The 17,966-nt window shown below is 38.4% G+C and carries 17 protein-coding genes; 13 read left to right on the top strand and 4 right to left on the bottom strand.

All coding sequences use genetic code 11. The features are described 5' to 3' along the window. The first annotated feature begins 137 nt into the window (after positions 1 to 137). The 11 genes from V7124_RS09715 (at position 138) to V7124_RS09665 (ending at position 12,370) form a co-directional block, all read left to right on the top strand. Entirely contained in the window at positions 138 to 1,115 is a 978-nt protein-coding gene (locus tag V7124_RS09715) for a cation diffusion facilitator family transporter (RefSeq protein ID WP_335488513.1), read from the top strand. 119 nt (positions 1,116 to 1,234) lie between these two features. Continuing rightward, on the top strand, positions 1,235 to 2,056 hold the full coding sequence (gene nadE, locus V7124_RS09710; protein WP_335488760.1) for an ammonia-dependent NAD(+) synthetase: 822 nt from the start codon (positions 1,235 to 1,237) through the stop codon (positions 2,054 to 2,056). 329 nt (positions 2,057 to 2,385) lie between these two features. Next, positions 2,386 to 3,576, top strand: a complete 1,191-nt coding sequence (locus V7124_RS09705) for an MASE3 domain-containing protein (RefSeq protein ID WP_335488510.1) — start codon at positions 2,386 to 2,388, stop codon at positions 3,574 to 3,576. A 69-nt stretch (positions 3,577 to 3,645) separates the two neighbouring features. Further along, entirely contained in the window at positions 3,646 to 5,076 is a 1,431-nt protein-coding gene (locus V7124_RS09700) for an amino acid permease (protein WP_335488507.1), read from the top strand. Between the two features lie 169 nt (positions 5,077 to 5,245). Beyond that, entirely contained in the window at positions 5,246 to 6,070 is an 825-nt protein-coding gene (locus V7124_RS09695; protein ID WP_335488504.1) for an amino acid ABC transporter substrate-binding protein, read from the top strand. Next, positions 6,057 to 6,752: an amino acid ABC transporter permease gene (locus V7124_RS09690; RefSeq protein ID WP_335408400.1), complete on the top strand. Its 696-nt coding sequence runs from the start codon at positions 6,057 to 6,059 to the stop codon at positions 6,750 to 6,752. The genes V7124_RS09695 and V7124_RS09690 overlap by 14 nt, the downstream gene beginning before the upstream one ends. 19 nt (positions 6,753 to 6,771) lie before the next feature. Then, positions 6,772 to 7,506 carry an amino acid ABC transporter ATP-binding protein gene (locus V7124_RS09685; protein WP_335488500.1) on the top strand — a complete coding sequence of 245 codons (735 nt, stop codon included), beginning with the start codon at positions 6,772 to 6,774 and terminating at the stop codon, positions 7,504 to 7,506. 121 nt (positions 7,507 to 7,627) lie between these two features. Further along, complete coding sequence (locus V7124_RS09680; protein WP_335488497.1) at positions 7,628 to 8,161, top strand: hypothetical protein; 534 nt, start codon at positions 7,628 to 7,630, stop codon at positions 8,159 to 8,161. Between the two features lie 13 nt (positions 8,162 to 8,174). Continuing rightward, entirely contained in the window at positions 8,175 to 9,689 is a 1,515-nt protein-coding gene (locus V7124_RS09675; protein WP_335408396.1) for a flotillin family protein, read from the top strand. Positions 9,690 to 10,305: 616 nt separating this feature from the next. After that, positions 10,306 to 11,016 (top strand): response regulator transcription factor, encoded by a 711-nt coding sequence (locus V7124_RS09670; protein ID WP_335408394.1) that lies wholly within the window; start codon positions 10,306 to 10,308, stop codon positions 11,014 to 11,016. Further along, positions 10,994 to 12,370, top strand: coding sequence for a HAMP domain-containing sensor histidine kinase (locus V7124_RS09665; protein ID WP_335488494.1), 1,377 nt, complete (start codon positions 10,994 to 10,996; stop codon positions 12,368 to 12,370). The genes V7124_RS09670 and V7124_RS09665 overlap by 23 nt, the downstream gene beginning before the upstream one ends. Before the next feature lie 145 nt (positions 12,371 to 12,515). On the opposite strand, the gene V7124_RS09660 is transcribed toward V7124_RS09665, so the two are convergent. From V7124_RS09660 to V7124_RS09650, 3 genes are read right to left on the bottom strand one after another with little or no spacing between them, the layout of a single operon-like run. Next, entirely contained in the window at positions 12,516 to 13,289 is a 774-nt protein-coding gene (locus V7124_RS09660; protein ID WP_335488491.1) for an ABC transporter ATP-binding protein, read from the bottom strand. Further along, entirely contained in the window at positions 13,286 to 13,984 is a 699-nt protein-coding gene (locus V7124_RS09655) for an ABC transporter permease (protein WP_335488488.1), read from the bottom strand. Before V7124_RS09655 ends, V7124_RS09660 begins: the two co-directional genes overlap by 4 nt. A gap of 33 nt (positions 13,985 to 14,017) precedes the next feature. Continuing rightward, positions 14,018 to 14,935: a helix-turn-helix transcriptional regulator gene (locus V7124_RS09650; RefSeq protein WP_335488484.1), complete on the bottom strand. Its 918-nt coding sequence runs from the start codon at positions 14,933 to 14,935 to the stop codon at positions 14,018 to 14,020. Between the two features lie 243 nt (positions 14,936 to 15,178). Between V7124_RS09650 and V7124_RS09645 the strand changes: the two genes are divergently transcribed. After that, positions 15,179 to 15,841: an FMN-dependent NADH-azoreductase gene (locus tag V7124_RS09645; protein ID WP_335488481.1), complete on the top strand. Its 663-nt coding sequence runs from the start codon at positions 15,179 to 15,181 to the stop codon at positions 15,839 to 15,841. Positions 15,842 to 16,169: 328 nt separating this feature from the next. Here V7124_RS09645 and V7124_RS09640 read toward each other — a convergent pair whose 3' ends face one another. Continuing rightward, entirely contained in the window at positions 16,170 to 16,952 is a 783-nt protein-coding gene (locus V7124_RS09640; RefSeq protein ID WP_335420217.1) for an undecaprenyl-diphosphate phosphatase, read from the bottom strand. 167 nt (positions 16,953 to 17,119) lie between these two features. On the opposite strand from V7124_RS09640, the gene V7124_RS09635 reads away from it, so the two are divergent. Beyond that, positions 17,120 to 17,893 carry a DUF4931 domain-containing protein gene (locus V7124_RS09635; protein ID WP_335488478.1) on the top strand — a complete coding sequence of 258 codons (774 nt, stop codon included), beginning with the start codon at positions 17,120 to 17,122 and terminating at the stop codon, positions 17,891 to 17,893. Positions 17,894 to 17,966 lie beyond the last annotated feature (73 nt).

Raw genomic sequence — 17,966 nt, 5'->3', positions numbered from 1 at the left:
GAAATGGGGGTTTTTCTTCTTTCTTAGAAAAATTTACTATTATAGCTAAATATTTAATGATAGACTATTTTCATGAAATTTAGGTTTTTAGAAAATAGTAAAGATAACTAAAAATGCTGAGAGAAGGAAGGAATATTATGGGGGAACTATTTCGTTTATTAAAAAAAGGTAATAAATCAGCGATGATTGCTGCTATTGTGAATACGATCATTGCCATTGCTAAGGGTGTAGCTTTTATGTTAACAGGAAATGTTGCGATGTTTGCCGAAACTATGCATAGTATTGGTGATGCAGCAAACCAGTTCTTTGTTTTTATTGGATCAGCCTTAAGCAAAAAAGCACCTACAGACCGTTATCCAAATGGCTTTGGCCGATTGGTAAATTTAGTTTTACTAGGAGCCGTTCTAATCGTTGGAATAATGGCGTATGAAACGATCATAGAAGGCTATCACCACATTCTTCATCCAACTGAATCAGGAGGATTCCTAATAAATATTGGAGTACTTGGATTTGCTCTTATACTCGAGTTATTCGTTCTTTATAAGGCAATGAAGGAAGTAATGCACGAAGTCGGAGAAGATGCAAAGGGTCTCAGTGTTATCTTCAAAAGTTTTGCCCATTTGGGAAGAGCTAAGCCAGCAACAAAGTTGGTTTTTATGGAAGATTTAGTTGCATCAAGCGGTGGTTTACTGGCAATTATCGCTGTGGTAATAGCCCACTTTACTGGAATCCTTTGGGTTGAGGGTGCTGCATCTATCCTAATCGGCTTGATGATGTTCTTTGTTGTCGGCAGGGTCTTTTTGGATAATGCCGCAGGTGTTCTTGGAAGAGCGGATGAGGAGATGGAAGAGAAAATTGGTCTTTTAGTGATGGCAGACCCAGATGTAAAAGACATTCAAAGCCTAGCTGTTATAAAAGAGGGAGAAGATTTACATGTAGAATTAGAAATTGAAATTGATCCCAATCTAACCATTGCAGCAGCAGATGATATTAAGGATCGCTTGCTTGAAAAAATTATCGCTGAAAAAGGCGTCACAGATGTAACCATTGAGTTTGATGAAGAAGATGGAGTTAGGACGTGGAACAAGAATATAGAACCGAAGAAAGAATCGTGAGAAAAGAAGGCTTGCCGTCTTGGCAAGTCTTATTCATACATGTTGAAAAAGAGAATGAGCATCTAGTATGATAATTTACATATAGGTATTCTTTTTAAGAAGGGAGGTTTAATGAAATGATAAAGATGCAAAAGGAAATTATTCAGGCGTTGAATGTGAAAGCTGAAATTAACCCTAAGGAAGAAATACAAAATAGAATAAACTTCCTAAAATCCTACTTGTTAAAAACGAAAGCGAAAGGCTACGTTCTTGGGATTAGCGGTGGCCAAGATTCAACTCTAGCTGGGCGCCTTACTCAGCTGGCAGTAGAAGAGTTAAGAGCAGAAGGCCATGAAGCCCTTTTTATAGCTGTCCGGCTCCCATATGGAGTCCAACAGGATGAAGCTGATGCCCAGCTTGCGTTAAACTTCATTCAAGCAGACCAGGAGTATAGTTTTAATATTAAAGCAGCTGTCGATGCTGTTCAATTGGAGTATAACTCCGTAACCAATAAAGAGCCATTAAGTGATTATCATAAAGGTAATGTAAAAGCGCGGTTGAGAATGATTGCACAGTATACCTTTGGCGGAATGGAAGGTTTGCTTGTTATCGGTACTGATCATGCAGCAGAAGCCGTTACAGGTTTTTATACTAAGTATGGCGATGGCGGAGCAGACGTATTGCCATTAACAGGATTAACAAAACGGCAGGGGAAAGCTTTACTAAAAGAACTTCGGGCTGATGAAAAGCTCTATTTAAAGGTCCCTACTGCAGATCTGCTTGATGTCAAACCTGGTCAAGCGGATGAAACAGAATTGGGAGTATCCTATGATGATATTGATGATTACCTTGAAGGAAAACCTGTATCACAAGAGATTGCAGAAAAAATTGAGCAACGCTATCGGATAACAGAACATAAACGTCAGCTTCCAGCATCAATGTTTGACACTTGGTGGAAGTAGAGGAGGGGAATCATTCCTTCCTTTTTTTTATGAGAGAGTATAATTTTTAAACTTAGTTTACTGTCCAGCTCCAGCACCCTAGCGGCTAGTGTCCTTCGCTCTCCACCCTACGATAAGTCAACATCGAATCGCCTGCGGCTCTTCGTGTTTCCTTTATCTCAGTTGGAGCGCTCCAGGCCATACGCCGCTGACCAGGGCGCTTACGCTTTTCTATTAAAGATTCATAAAGTTGATATAAATTGACTGATAATTTCTTTCGACAACGTTTTATAATTATACTTAAACAAAACGATTGTTAAAAAAAGGATGTGGAAAATATGATATCAAAAATGACGGAAACAAAATTCCTTATCTATACCGTTAGTGCCATTTTTCTCCTGATGATGGTTCGTATTTTCCTTTCACAAATAAATAATATCTATACCCCTCATAATTATGTTGGAATACACGCTTTTTTAGAAATCATCTGCGTTGCCATTTCTATTACTATCTTTCTATACGGTATAAAAAAGTTTAATACAACTAAATCAATCCGTTTGCTTTTGTTGGCTTTTACCTTTTTTACAGTAGGAATGATCGATATTTTCCATACCCTCTCATACAATGGAATGCCTTTTTTCATCACTCCAAGCTCTGTCCAAAAAGCAACCTGGTTTTGGATTATAGCGAGGATTATTCAATCCATACTCATGCTAGCTTTAATCCTCCTGCCTGACCGAAAATTAAAAAGAGATTATCGCCTGATTGCCGTGCCATTCGGGGTGGTACTAACATTCATTATTGGATTTATTATTATTTCCTATGAATCGAATCTTCCATTGCTTGTGATTGAAGGAAAGGGAACGACTTTATTAAAAAATAGTTTAGAGTATGGTGTAAGTTTTATTTTATTTATTTCTCTGATGGTTTCGCTTTATCAATATTATCTGGATAAAAAGGAAGATAAGTTATACTTTGCTCTAGCTTTTGTTTTTCTGCTCCTAACCGAATTAATCTTTACAATTTATCAAAGTGTCTTTGATCTTGATAACTTTCTTGGACATGTTTATAAAGTTTTCGGCTTTTATTTTATCTTGAAAGGTTTTTATTTCTCTGAATACGATGCTGATTCAGCCCAATTGAACGTGCAAAAGTCGATGGCCGACCATCCTGGGTTATTTTTTAGCTTAAAGAAAAAAGGGAACAAGTTTATTTGTACAAAAATAGACGGCGAATTATTAAAGGGAATCCATTATTCTTCAGAAGAAATTGTTGGAAAACCTATATCGATTATTCTTCCAGAACACGAAGCCTCTATGAATGATTATTGTGTTTTGACAATGAAATTACAAGAATGTGTCACTTTTGAAATGGTGTGTCAGGAAAAATATTTAATTATTTCCATTAAGCCTTCGGTTGACGAATTCAACGAGGATGTTATACTAGGAACGGCGATGGACATGACAGGAATATTTCCTCAAAAGTTCAGTCCAGAGCAATTCAAGCAAGCAGAAAATAAAAATGTCAAAATAGTAATGTAATCATCCCAGGAGGATTACCTTACTATTTTTTTGTTGAAAACTAGCCTGATACTTCGTAGGGGGTACATCATGGGAAATTCCAATAAATTAGGCTTTTGGGTATTAACGGCACTTGTCGTTGGAAATATGGTCGGTTCTGGTATATTTATGCTTCCACGGACGCTTGCAGAAGCAGCAAGTCCTGCTGGGGTTATGTTAGCATGGCTGTTTACAGGAGTAGGTGTATTAATGATTGCTCTTGTATTCGGAAACTTAGCAGTTCGGAAACCGAATTTAACTGGTGGACCACAAATTTATGCGAAGGAACTTTTTAAACCAGGGTCTCAAGCTTCAACCCTATCTGGTTTTATGGCATCTTGGGGTTACTGGATTGGGAATGTTGCAGGCAATGTTGCCATTATTACCACGTTTGCAGGTTACTTATCAACCTTCTTCCCCATATTAACCAGTCAAGCTGATTGGTTTTCCGTTGGCGGTTATACGCTAAAAGTTGGTAATGGATTAACGTTTATTGTCTGTACCGTTTTATTATGGGGAACACACTCCATCATATTACGCGGTTTAGAGAGTGCCGGGAAATTAAATTTTGCAGCAACTGCTGCAAAAGTAACAGGTTTTTTACTTTTTATCATTGTGGGGCTATTTACATTTGAAAAAACAAATATTCTTCCTTTCATCGATACAAGGGTCGATGCCTCAGGACAAACATATGGTTTGATGTCACAGGTGAACAATGCGGCGTTAATAACATTATGGGCATTTTGTGGATTAGAATCAGCTGTAGTTTTTGCTTCACGAGCCAAAAAGAAACTAGATGTTAAACGAGCAACGATTGTTGGACTTTTTATCGCTCTAGGTATCTACATTGGAATTAGCACCCTTGTGATGGGGATGTTGGACCAAAACAGTCTTACTTCTTCAGAAAAGCCATTAATCGATGCGATTCAATCAGTACTAGGTCCCGTAGCCGGGAAAGTATTAGCCGCCATTGGTTTAGTCAGTTTATTTGGTTCAACGATTGGCTGGGTGATGTTAAGTGCAGAGGTCCCCTATCAAGCAGCAAAGCAAGGATTATTCCTGCCTGCCTTTTTAAAAGAAAACAAAAAGGGCTTGCCCATATTCTCCCTTGTTTTCACAAATGGAATTTCGCAGATTTTCATTTTTTCAACGGTATCAAAGTCAATTTCAGGTGCATTTGATTTCATTATTGTTATTGCTACCCTTGCCTATTTGGTACCATACTTTATTGCTTCTATATACCAGCTTAAATTAGTTATGAAAGGCGAATCCTACCATAATACCAAGTCTAGAATGATCGATGGATTCATTGCATTGGTTGCAACAGTCTATTCTGTCTGGGTCATTATCTCTGGAACTTCAGATTTAAAGACATTCATTTTAGGGATCGTACTATTATCAAGTGGAATCTTCTTTTATGGACCGCTTAAGAAAAAACATGCTGCGAAAAAGAAAGAAACTGAACTAGTCGTATCAGCTTAATAAAGATTGTAAAACACCTGCTGGGAATCTAGCAGGTGTTTTACATTTTTGTGGAGTAAATTGGGAATGATAAAGGTGGTACATTATATAAATTCCTTTACAGTCATAAAGGATTATATTAAGATGATATAATCCGAGAAAAACAATCTGAATTAGGAGGATAAGCAAAATGAAGAAATTAACTATTGTTTTTGCACTATTAGTCAGCTTCATGCTGGTTTTGTCAGCATGTGGAAAAGATGAAAAGGCAAATGAGGCTAAAAAGAAAGACAACAAGACAGCTGAAAAACAAGATTTATTAGCGAAGATTAAGGAAGACGGTAAACTTCTAATCGGGACTGAGGGTACATATGCACCGTTTACGTTTCATGATGAAAGCGGAAAGCTAACGGGGTTTGATGTTGAGATTGCGACAGAAGTTGCAAAACGTTTAGGCGTGGAACCTGAGTTTAAGGAAACACAATGGGATGCGATCTTTGCAGGTCTTGATGCAAAGCGCTTTGATATGGTGGCAAACCAGGTGGGAATTCGTCCTGACCGCCAGGAAAAATACGACTTTTCAGACCCATATATTAAATCAGCCGCTGTGTTAATTACACACAAGGATAATGATAAGGTCAAGTCATTTGAAGATGTTAAAGGCTTAAATTCCGCACAATCGCTTACAAGCAACTACGGTGATATGGCTAAAAAGTATGGAGCTAATCTAGTCGGAGTAGAAGGCTTTACCCAATCCGTAGAACTACTTGCTTCCAAACGTGTGGACGTAACGTTTAACGATCGGATTTCGTTTTTAGATTATATGAAACAAAGACCTGATGCCCCAATTAAAGTAGTCGCTACGAGTGAAGAGGCATCTGTAAGCGGACTTATGTTTAGAAAAGATAGTGATACGCTTGTAGCTGAAGTTAACAAGGCACTTAAAGAAATGATTGACGATGGTACTTACACAAAAATCTCCGAGAAATGGTTTGGTGAAGATGTACTTAAATAGTATTTTTGCTGACCCAGAAAGAACCGCCCGGTTGATTGACATTGCTCAAAGTTCCTTTCTGCCCCTTCTGAAAGGGGCTATTTTTTATACGATACCATTAACGTTGATTTCGTTTATCATTGGATTGATCTTAGCTATATTAACAGCCTTGGCTCGTATTTCTCATGTGAAGGTTTTCCAAATAATAGCGAGAATTTATGTTTCCGTGATTCGTGGAACTCCCTTATTGGTACAGTTATTTATCATTTTTTATGGACTGCCCACTCTCGGGATTATTATTGATTCTTATATAGCTGCAGTCATAGGCTTTTCCCTTAGTGTAGGAGCATATGCTTCTGAGATTATACGCGCAGCAATCCTTTCAACCCCAAAAGGGCAATGGGAAGCCGGCTATTCGATTGGAATGAGTTATTCTCAGGTGTTAAGAAGAATCATTCTCCCGCAGGCAGCTAGAGTTTCTCTTCCACCACTTTCTAATTCGTTTATTAGTCTAGTGAAGGATACTTCCCTTGCATCTCTGGTGCTGGTTTCTGAGATGTTCCGAAAAGCCCAAGAAATAGCGGCGAGCAATTATGAATTCTTATTGGTTTATTCTGAAGCAGCGCTTATTTATTGGGTAATTTGTTTCATCCTTTCCGTCATCCAGCAAATGATGGAAAAGAAACTAGACCGGTACGTGTAATAGGAGGGAGGGATTTTCGATGATTTCAATTCAAGGACTTTATAAGCAATTTGGAAATTTAGAGGTTTTAAAAGGTATTGATCTGGAAGTAGGAAAAGGAAAAGTGATAGTTGTTATCGGACCATCTGGCTCAGGGAAGACAACTATGCTCCGGTGTTTAAACGTATTGGAAACACCAACAAAAGGTGTTATAAGTATTGAGGGAAATACCTTAGATTTCTCCAAGGGTGTACCGAAAAAAAACATTGCAGCATTCCGCCGGTTAACAGGGATGGTGTTTCAAAGTTACAACCTCTTCCCTCATAAAACCGCACTTGAGAATGTGATGGAGGGGCCGATCATTGTAAAAAAAGAGAGTAGAGATGCTGCTCGAAAAATGGCGCAGGCATTACTTGAAAAGGTCGGTCTAGGGGATAAAATTGATTACTATCCTGCCCAGCTCTCAGGGGGACAGCAGCAAAGGGTTGGAATTGCCAGAGCCTTGGCAATGGATCCTAAGGTTATGTTGTTTGATGAACCGACTTCAGCGCTAGACCCTGAATTGGTTGGTGAAGTTTTAAAAGTTATGAAGGACCTCGCCACTGAAGGAATGACGATGATAGTCGTCACCCATGAAATGCGCTTCGCAAGAGAGGCTGCAGATGAGGTTATTTTTATGGATCAAGGTGTGGTGGTCGAAAGAAACATACCAGAAGAAATCTTCACCAATCCAAAACAAGAACGAACAAGAAAATTTTTAAATATGATTCAGTAAGTGCTATGGCAAAAGTCATAGCACTTTTTTTATTATTTAGGTAAAATTTAGTTAGAAAAGTGAAACTTTTCCAATTTTTAATCGTATTAAAGTTGCGTACATAAGGAAGGGAATGGTGCCGATGGAAGTATTCAACCTGCCATTAGAAACAATTTATTTATATGGATTAATTGGCTCAGGTATTTTGACCATTTTGTATATCTTCTTTGCAGATGTTGTTCATTTTGACGGACCAGATTTTCTTAATCCGGTAATCATCCTAGCGTTTGTCACTATTTTTTCAGCCAGCAGTTATTTATTCGAGAAACTTTCGGCGTTTCATTACATGGCGATTATTGGAATATCAGCAGTTATGGCCTTTATACTTGTTACTTTTTTAAATGTTTTTGTACTCATTCCATTGTCGAATGCAGAAGAGTCATTAGTGTATAAAGAATCTGATTTACGAGGCAGGATCGGATCAGTAATTACGGCAATTCCAGTTGATGGTTTTGGTGAAGTTATGATTGAAAGTACTAGCGGCAGGATTGCAAAACCAGCAACAAGCTTTGATCGTGTTCCAATTGACAATGGCACAAATGTGCTTGTTGTTGATATAAAAGATGGGGTTCTTCAAGTGTCTTCCCATCAAGAAGTAGAGACGTATACATTATAGGGAGGTTGGATTGATGGATTTAGGTTTTTTGATTGTCATTGGGATTGTTGCATTTATATTAATTGCTTTAATTGGAGTTTTTGTTACGAAATATCGGACGGCGGGACCGGATGAGGCACTGATTGTTACCGGAAGTTTCTTAGGAAACGGGAGTGTCCATGTGGATGAATCAGGTAATAAAATTAAAATCATCCGCGGTGGTGGTAGTTTCATTTTACCAGTGTTTCAACAAGCTAAACCACTAAGCTTGCTTTCTAGTAAACTTGAGGTAACGACACCAGAAGTGTATACAGAGCAGGGTGTACCAGTCATGGCAGATGGTGTTGCTATTATTAAAATTGGCGGTTCGATTAGTGAAATTGCCACGGCTGCTGAACAATTCCTTGGTAAAGCGAAGGAAGACCGAGAAAATGAAGCAAAAGAAGTTCTTGAGGGCCATTTACGCTCCATCCTCGGTTCAATGACAGTGGAGGAGATTTATAAAAACCGCGATAAATTCTCGCAAGAGGTGCAAAGAGTCGCTTCACAGGATCTGGCGAAAATGGGATTAGTCATTGTTTCATTTACGATTAGAGATGTTCGTGATAAAAATGGATACCTGGATTCCCTTGGTAAACCAAGAATTGCCCAAGTTAAACGTGACGCTGATATTGCAACAGCTGAAGCTGATAAAGAAACTAGAATTAAAAGAGCAGAAGCTGCAAAAGAAGCCAAGCGTTCTGAGTTGGAACGAGCAACTGAGATTGCTGAAGCAGAAAAAATCAATCAATTAAAAGTTGCAGAATTCCGTCGTGAACAGGACAGTGCCAAAGCTCGAGCTGACATGGCATACGAATTGGAAAGTGCCCGCTCTAAGCAGGAAGTAACGGAGCAGGAAATGCAGGTTAAAATCATTGAAAGACAGAAACAAATCGAATTAGAAGAAAAAGAAATTCTACGCCGTGAGCGCCAATACGATTCTGAAGTGAAGAAAAAAGCGGATGCGGATAGATACTCAGTTGAGCAGGCAGCAGCAGCGAATAAGGCAAAACAAATCGCAGAAGCAGAAGCGAATAAATATCGAATTGAAGCAATGGCAAAAGCTGAAGCCGAACGAGTCCGTCTAGATGGTTTATCCAAAGCCGAAGCCCAAAAAGCACAAGGTACAGCTGAAGCCGAAATTATTCGTCTGAAAGGTTTGGCAGAAGCGGAAGCAAAAGAAAAGATTGCAGAAGCGTTCGAGCAATTCGGTCAAGCTGCCATCTTAGATATGATTATTAAAATGCTTCCTGAATATGCGAAGCAGGTAGCAAGCCCGCTAGCTAATATTGATAAAATTACCGTGGTCGACACAGGTGGTTCCGGAGAAAATAGCGGGGCCAATAAAATTACCGGTTATGCTACAAACCTAATGGCTACTCTCCAAGAGTCATTAAAGGCATCTAGTGGTATCGATGTCAAAGAATTAATCGAGAACTACTCAGGAAAAGGAAATGTGAAAAGCAGCATCGAGCAACTTACATCCACCATTAAAAAAACAGAAGAGTAATCATGTAAAGAATCCTTATCAAAATTGATAAGGGTTCTTTTTATAGGTATCAGATGAGCCTTCTGGTTACTGTTAAACCCAAAAAATCAGTGTAGAGGGAATCAGATGAGGTTTCTGGTTACCGTTAAGCCCGAGAAACCAGTGTAAAGGGAATCAGATGAACCTTCTGGTTACCGTTAAGCCCGAAAAACCAGTGTAGAGGGAATCAAATGAGCTTTCTGTTTACCGTTAAGCCCAAAAAATCAGTGGAGAGGGAATCAGATGAGCCTTCTGGTTACCGTTAAGCCCGAAAAATCAGTGCAGAGGGAATCAGACTAGTACCTTAACCTGTTTTTATACCTATATTCCAAAACCACAAAGTTTGAAAAACAGCTTTTTTATAAAAAAAATAGGGCTCCCACGTTGGGACACCCGTATGTAAAAAAAGAGAGATTAAATTTGGGAGAGCAAGTGGTTAATTTCAAATAACCTAAGAGAGCTTAATGCCTCTCTCATTGCTACAGGTTCATCTTATCGAGAAATATTGTAGATGTTATGAAGAAGTTGTGATGAATTTGTGAAGATGAAAAAAGCGAATCCCCAACATGATATATTATAGGTAAGGGGAGTGTTAACGATGAAAATACTACTAGTTGATGATGAGAAAAGAATCATGGAAGTCCTCGAAGCCTACCTAGAAAGAGAAGGATATGAAATTCATTGTGCTGATAATGGAATCGAAGCCTTAAAAAAAGCTAAAACGATAAATCCAGATTTGATTATATTAGATTTAATGCTTCCGGATATTTCTGGAGAAGAAGTATGCCGTTTAGTTAGAAAGGAATCAGATGTACCGATTCTGATGCTTACCGCTAAGTCTGCAGAAGATGATCGCATTAATGGGATTGTTATGGGTGCAGATGATTATTTAACGAAACCATTTAGTCCACGTGAGGTCGTTGTGCGCGTTCAAGCCATCCTCAGAAGAGTAAAGAAAACAGAGAAAATAGAACGAATTGAATTTAATAACAAACAGCTGGCGATTGACCTTAGTAAGAAGGAAGTAATCGTTAAAGGGCAGGATGTTATTTTGACACCCATAGAATATAAGCTGCTTACGAATATGGCATTAAATCCGGGGAGAGTATACAGCCGGATGGATTTACTAGAAAAAATTCAGGATGAAGGCATGTATTACGAAGGTTACGAGCGCAGCGTCGATACACATATCAAAAATCTTCGTAAGAAAATCGAATTAGATTCTAGACAGCCAACGTTTATCCTGACAGTGTTTGGGATGGGGTATAAATTTGGAGGGGTACTAGATGTTTCAAACACTGCGGTCTAGGATTCTCTTTTATTTATTGCTCAGCTCGATGATCGGGATCCTCTTTGTCAGTTTTTTTATGCAGTGGGGGTTTGAAGAAAGCTTTACGAAGTATCTAGATCGCAACCGAGATAAGAAGATTGATAGAATTATTACAGAGATTGAAAAGGGTTATCAGAAAAATGGGCATTTTACCAGGGACCCGGTTTTTGGTTTCCTCCATGAGCATGCGATGACCGACCAGCTTTATTTCGATTTGTATGATAATCGTGGTCAATTGCAAATGGGGACCTCTAATATTGTGGGGTATTTGAACAGCCTGGGATTGACTGAACCCGAACCCAATGATGAAGAATGGTATTCTGCTTCCTATACGTTGAGAGTGGACAATAAAGTGATTGGTAAGCTTGTTGCCATATACCCAATAGGCTTAATCGATGATGAGTATAATTTTTTACAAACGATACAGTTATACATTTATGCAGCAGTTTGTTTAACCATCCTTTTATCGATCCTGTTTAGCATGCTATTTTCGAAAAAAATAACCTCAGGTTTGAATAAGGTTTCCTTTGCTGCGAACGAACTCCAGCAGCATAATCTATCCATTAGGATACCATTAAAAGGGTTACCAACAGAGGTAAAGCAGCTAGCAATATCCTTTAATAATTTAGCAGAATCATTGGCAAAGGGTGAAATGTTAAGAAAACAATTTACTGGCGATTTAGCCCATGAACTGCGGACGCCCCTGGCGACATTAAGAAGTCAAATTGAGGCATACCAGGACGGAATCTGGGAGCCAACACAGGCGCGGTTACAATCAAGTCATGAAGAGCTGATGAGGTTGGTTAGGTTAGTTAATGAACTAGAGAAGTTACTCGCAGCCGAAAATCCACAAATTAGATTGGAAAAAGTAGAGGTAGAGGCAGGGAATGTTCTTGGGGCATTATGGGAAATGTTTGTACCATTGTTTAAGCAAAAAGGTGTCCACCTTCATATTGAAGAGCCTGATAGGGAACTCCTATTCCAAGCAGATAAAGACCGCTTAATGCAAATTCTCTCCAACGTTTTGAACAATGCTCTAAAATATACACCAGAAGGAAAGAATGTAACCATCTCCGTTTTAACTGAAAAGGAAGGGTATGTCGGATTTAAGGTGGAGGATGAAGGCTCTGGTATGGCTGAGGATGATATTCCCCATATTTTTGAGCGTTTTTACCGAGGCGATAAATCACGTGACCGTAAAACAGGAGGAGCGGGTATTGGACTTTCCATTGTGAAAGCATTAATGGAAGCACATCAAGGATTTATTAAAGTAAAAAGCAGAATCAATAAAGGTACCAGCATTATCTTATGGTTTCCAGAGGAAGATGATTAAAAAGGTTATTTTTGTAAAGATTGCTGTTAAAATCTTAAAGCCGATTTTAACGCTGAAATAGTTATTTTGAGCTTATGAATTTAGTTTGTAGCTCATTTCTTAAACTTTGTTAAAAAAACAAACAAATGACCCCTAAAAAAGGCCGCTATCTCATCAGGGATAGCGGCTTTGCGCTGCTGGTTTGTAAGGGATAGAATTTTTTCCATTCATTTAGGAAGGGAGCAGTAGCTGAATTGGGGTATTCGAGGACCCTTTTTGTTGGTCCATACTGTTTGACTTCTCCATTTACAATAATGGCAAGATTACTCGTTAGATAATTGATTTCCATTAAGTCATGACTGACAAAAGCGGTCGTCGTTCCCGATCCTTCAATGATTCCTTTAAAGTCATCCATTAATTTAATTTTTGTTGGAAAATCTAATGCTGAAAAGGGTTCATCCAAAAAAAGTATTTCAGGCTCAACAATCATCGCCCGTGCAAGGTTAACGCGCTGTGCTTCGCCGCCTGAAAGGAAATGGGCATTTTTCTTCGCCAAGTGGCTGATTTGAAACTGCTCCATCCTTTCATTGACCTTTTCTTTGATGATTGCTTTAGGGACCTTTCTTAACTTTAATCCAATTGCAATATTATGAAATACTGATCCTTCTAAAAGTAATGATTGCTGCAAGGCAACCGAAAATTTCCTCCGCAGTTCTAGTGAAGGAGTTCCATTTGGAATCACTTGCCCGCGGTAGAGAATCTCACCACTGCTTATACTGTCAAGCAAGGACATTACCTTAAGCAAGGTACTTTTTCCAGCACCATTAGGTCCCATAATTCCAAGGAATTCACCCGCATGAATCTCGAAGTGAGGGATGGTTAATATTCCTTTATTATTCGCTTTATAGGAAATGTTTTTAAGCTCAATTAATGGAATCAAGATAATCCCTTCCTTTGCTGTAACAGTGTTAAGGCTCCTGTGATAAGTAACGCAACCGTTAATAGAATAAAGGAAATCGCAAGGGCAACATCAAAGTTACCTTTTGATACTTCCATAACAATAGAAGTGGTTAAAATACGCGTATCTCCTTGGATGTTTCCACCGACCATCTGTGCAGCGCCAACTTCAGCGATAACACGGCCTAAGCCAGCCATAATGGCCGCGACGATAGCAATTTTCGTTTGTTTAAGAAGGATTCTAATGGTTTGAATTTTTGTAGCACCTAGTGCTTTTATTTGTAACAGCATTTTTTCATTGATTTGTTGAAATGCAGAACACGTTAAGCCTGTGACGATGGGTAAGGAAACTAGTACTTGTGCCATGACGATTGCTGTTGGAGAATAGAGCAATTGTAAATGACCCAAGGGACCAGAACGCCATAGTAACATAGTAATCCATAACCCCGCCACAACAGGGGGTAAGCCCATGCCAATATTAATGAAAATAAGAATAAGTTTCCTGCCTTTAAATTTTGTCAGACCAAGAAACATTCCAAGCGGCAAACCGATAATGGAACTGATGAGGATGGCCATAAAACAGACCCTTAGCGTCAGCCAAGTTATTTCAAAAATCATTCTATCTCCAGATAGAATCATTTCAATTGCTTTTTTCAGTCCACCAATAATAAGTTCCATCCTTGTTTGCCACCCTTTCACTTGTACCTGATGCTATTCAGTTTTGTAGATTACTGTTCCTAATTCTTGAACATCATAGCCTTCTAAATCGGTTAAACTGTTTTTAAAACTGTCAGACTGCAGGTAACGAATTAATTCGTTTAATTTTTCTTTATTTTCTTCTGTGAACCGGAACACCAAGTCAAATTGTTCCTTTGCAATGGGAATGAAATCAAGTCCTAAATGACTTGCAGCAGATTGAATTCCAAACGCTACATCCGCCATTCCCCTGCTAATATAGGAAGCAGTAGAGAGATGATTCCATTCTTCATTCGTGTAGCCAGTTATTTCAGCAGGATTGATTTCATAACTTGCAAGCATAGAATCAAACAGAAATCTTGTCCCTGCACCTTTTTGGCGGTTAACAAAGTGAATGTCTTTTCTTGTTAGGTCGTTAAATCCGGTAATTTTTTTAGGATTGCCTTTGGCTACGATAAAACCTTGTTCTCTTGAAGCGAATCGTAATACTAAAATAGATTCATAAACGAAGAGTTGATGGATAAAAGGTAAATTATATTCTTGTGAAGCGGGATCTAAAAGGTGCATTGCCGCAATATCCGATTGACCACGGTAAAGCATCATTAGTCCTTCAAGGCTGCCTATGTAGGTTGGCTGGATTTGCAAATGCAAATCTCTAGATGTTTGTTTTACAAAATGTTCAACAAGAAAGTCGTGACTTCCGGATAGTCGTACTGGTAGAGATGTAGGTGTCGCAGGCTGTTCTACTTGGATTTTCTTTGCAGGTGCTATAGAGCTTTCTTTATATCTTTCAATCTCTTCGTGTTCAATTCTCATTTTATTGCCCACTTTAAATGCCTGTAATTCTCCCCGCTTGATCAGTTCGTAGACGGTATGTTTGGAGATTTGGAACAGTTGTGCTACTTCATCAGGAGTATATACTTTTCCTTCCATCCGTTATTCCTCCACTCTATTCACAGTGTAAATATAATATAAATATACTATGGATTATGTGATTTTTGTTAAGTTTTGTTTAGTTTTATTGAGTTTAACATTGTAAATGTCACTTTTTGTTCATGATCATTGAAAAAGTTCACACTTTCTTCGAAAAATTCACTGATTGTTCATCAGTGAACAAGGGAATTTCTAGTACTATATGGATAGATGAAAATAATTTAAAAAGAGGGATGGGATTAGATGTCAAAACTTCTGTATATTACCGTTAACCCCAAAAATGATATAAAACTGTCGAAAGGCATGCAGTTAGGTGAGGCCTTTTTAGAAGAGTTTAAAAAACAGAAGCCGGAAGTAGAAATTGAACATATGCATTTATATGATATGGATATCCCTCAAATTGATATGGATTTGCTATATGCTCGTGCTAAATTATCCTTTATGGGTAAGACGTTTGATGAGCTTTCAGAGGGGGAACAAAAACAAATTACTGCTATGCATGCACTTGCAGATCGCTTTATTGCAGCTGATTATTATGTGTTTGTCACGCCAATTTGGAACTTTGGCTCACCAGCTATTTTAAAAGCATTCCTTGATAATTTATTTATTGTAAATAAGACATTCACGAATACACATGAAGGTGCAAAAGGGCTACTTACGAATCGCAAAGCACTTCATATTCAAACGCGAGGCGGCATTTACTCAACAGGTCCGATGGTTGACTTTGAATTTGGTGACCGTTTCTTAACAAAAGTACTTAACTTCTTAGGAATGGAAGTAATGCCAACTGTGTTCGCTGAAGGTATGGATCACTTTCCAAAACAAGTTCCTGAAATTATGGCTAAAGCAAAAGAACAAGCCATTGAAGCTGCGAAGGAAATGGCGAAAGAAACCGTTACCGTTTAATTTTAATACACATAAAAAAATGCGACTCGAAAATCGAGCCGCATTTTTATTTTAATAGACTGTTTATAGTGACCGAAACTGGAAGTGGACCGAAGTTTGGGTAACTATAAGAGGTTTATAGTGACCGAAAATCAAAATGAACAGGAGTTACGGTAACTATAAGAGGTTCATAGTGACCGAAAATCAAAGTGGACAGGAGTTACGGTAACTATAAGAGGTCTATAGTGACCGAAAATCAAAATGAACAGGAGTTACGGTAACTATAAGAGGTTCATAGTGACCGAAACCCCAAAAATTCAGCCGACCCGGTCACTATAAAATAATCATTCTAAAATTTCCCCGTAAATTGAAAGAATAACACCGCAAAACCCAGCACCCAGACATAAATAGCAAACGGCTTTAATGACCGTTTCTTTAAATACCCGATCATCCACTTCACCGCAAAATATCCGAATAATGCGGACGAGGCGATGCCTACAAGCAGGGCGGATAGGGAGATTTGTTCACCTGCACCGCTAACTAAATCTAAGGATTGGAGCACGACGGCACCGGCAATTGCTGGTGTTGATAAGAGAAAGGAGAAATAGGCAGCTGTTTCCCGGTCCAACTTTCTCCATAAAGCAGCCACAATCGTGAACCCCGAGCGTGAAATCGCTGGAAAAATTGCAGCGGCTTGAAATGAACCAATAATTAAGGCATCCGTATAGCTAATATCATTCATTTTTTTATAGCCATTTTTTGCAGAATCGGCAATCCAAAGAAATACCCCGGTAATTAGAAATTCCCATCCAATTGTAACACCTGTCTTTGAGATCTCCTCAAAATAGTCCTTAAAAAGAAGCCCTACCACTACAGCCGGTATCGTACCGACAATCAATAGGAAAGTAAGCTTGCTGAATGGATTTTTAATGATTTTAACAAATTCGTCCTTATAAAAAACAAAAACCGCCAGCAAGGTACCAACATGAAGCATCGTATCGAGTAATAAACCAGCCTCTTGTAGCCCAAATAAGTTCCTGCCTAAATACAAATGTCCTGTACTGCTAATTGGTAAAAACTCGGTTAACCCCTGAATAATCCCTAAGATGAGTGCTTCCAATTTACTTAACATAGATAACCTCTCTTTCTGCATCCTAAGCCTGTACTAGTATAAATATGCACGAAAAACAACAATTAGCCAATAAAAATAATTCAATTTTTTTAGAAGGCAAAAATAGTGCAAAATAAGTGGAACCTCCCATAAAATAGAAGTAAGTACATTTAGAGAGGAGTGCAAGCGTGAGAAATAGCCATCTACATTTCAACACAACCATCGGAGTTCAGAAACCGGAAAGTATAAGAAATAAACAGCAAGCATGCCCCTTTTGTGCGCGAGAAGAGCTGACAAACCTCATTGAAGTGGATGGACCGATCATTCTGTTAAAAAATAAATATCCTGTTTTGGAAAATGCCTATCAGACTGTGTTGATCGAAACAGACGACTGCCATGCTGATTTATCTACCTATGAGCTTCCGCATCTACATAAACTACTGCAGTTTGGAATCAGGCATTGGCTTGAAATGGATAGAACGGGAACATATGAATCCGTGATTTTTTACAAAAACCATGGTCCATTGTCAGGAGGGACCATTGCACATCCACATATGCAGATTATTGGCTTAAATGATATTAACTATAAAGAAAATATTGGTGAGGAAGTATTTGAGGGCATTACAATAGAGGAAAAAGATGGTGTCCATTTTACGTTATCAACAAAACCTAAAGTAGGCTTTTATGAGTTTAATATTGATATGGATGATCTCAGCTATAATGAAACCTTTGGGGTTAATCTTCAAAAAACGGTGCATTATATTTTAAATAACTTTCCTTTCAAAGCGAATAGCTACAATCTCTTCTTTCATCATTATAATAGAAGAATTTATGTAAAAATCGTTCCTCGTTTCGTTACAACTCCACTATATATTGGATATGGGATTCCCCAAGTACCCAATAATTTAGAATGGATGGCAGATGATATAAAAAGTAAATATTTCACGAGTGGAAGCGCCTAATAATAGGAGCTTCATTTTTTTACACATGTAAATTCATCCATTCTCACTTTAGAAGTTGTACTTTGTTCTTATT

The organism is Neobacillus niacini, assembly GCF_036961885.1.
Classification (GTDB): Bacteria; Bacillota; Bacilli; order Bacillales; family Cytobacillaceae; genus Neobacillus; species Neobacillus niacini_H.
The sequence above is the reverse complement of the archived record's forward strand: the minus strand, read 5'-3'. Positions and strand labels throughout refer to the sequence as shown.

What these genes read in the sequence shown, in the direction of transcription:
- V7124_RS09715 (WP_335488513.1), top strand. Translation starts at nt 138, where the DNA reads ATGGGGGAACTATTTCGTTTATTAAAAAAAGGTAATAAATCAGCGATG.
- V7124_RS09705 (WP_335488510.1), top strand. Translation starts at nt 2,386, where the DNA reads ATGACGGAAACAAAATTCCTTATCTATACCGTTAGTGCCATTTTTCTC.
- V7124_RS09700 (WP_335488507.1), top strand. Translation starts at nt 3,646, where the DNA reads ATGGGAAATTCCAATAAATTAGGCTTTTGGGTATTAACGGCACTTGTC.
- V7124_RS09695 (WP_335488504.1), top strand. Translation starts at nt 5,246, where the DNA reads ATGAAGAAATTAACTATTGTTTTTGCACTATTAGTCAGCTTCATGCTG.
- V7124_RS09690 (WP_335408400.1), top strand. Translation starts at nt 6,057, where the DNA reads ATGTACTTAAATAGTATTTTTGCTGACCCAGAAAGAACCGCCCGGTTG.
- V7124_RS09685 (WP_335488500.1), top strand. Translation starts at nt 6,772, where the DNA reads ATGATTTCAATTCAAGGACTTTATAAGCAATTTGGAAATTTAGAGGTT.
- V7124_RS09680 (WP_335488497.1), top strand. Translation starts at nt 7,628, where the DNA reads ATGGAAGTATTCAACCTGCCATTAGAAACAATTTATTTATATGGATTA.
- V7124_RS09675 (WP_335408396.1), top strand. Translation starts at nt 8,175, where the DNA reads ATGGATTTAGGTTTTTTGATTGTCATTGGGATTGTTGCATTTATATTA.
- V7124_RS09670 (WP_335408394.1), top strand. Translation starts at nt 10,306, where the DNA reads ATGAAAATACTACTAGTTGATGATGAGAAAAGAATCATGGAAGTCCTC.
- V7124_RS09665 (WP_335488494.1), top strand. Translation starts at nt 10,994, where the DNA reads ATGTTTCAAACACTGCGGTCTAGGATTCTCTTTTATTTATTGCTCAGC.
- V7124_RS09655 (WP_335488488.1), bottom strand. Translation starts at nt 13,984, where the DNA reads ATGGAACTTATTATTGGTGGACTGAAAAAAGCAATTGAAATGATTCTA.
- V7124_RS09650 (WP_335488484.1), bottom strand. Translation starts at nt 14,935, where the DNA reads ATGGAAGGAAAAGTATATACTCCTGATGAAGTAGCACAACTGTTCCAA.
- V7124_RS09645 (WP_335488481.1), top strand. Translation starts at nt 15,179, where the DNA reads ATGTCAAAACTTCTGTATATTACCGTTAACCCCAAAAATGATATAAAA.
- V7124_RS09640 (WP_335420217.1), bottom strand. Translation starts at nt 16,952, where the DNA reads ATGTTAAGTAAATTGGAAGCACTCATCTTAGGGATTATTCAGGGGTTA.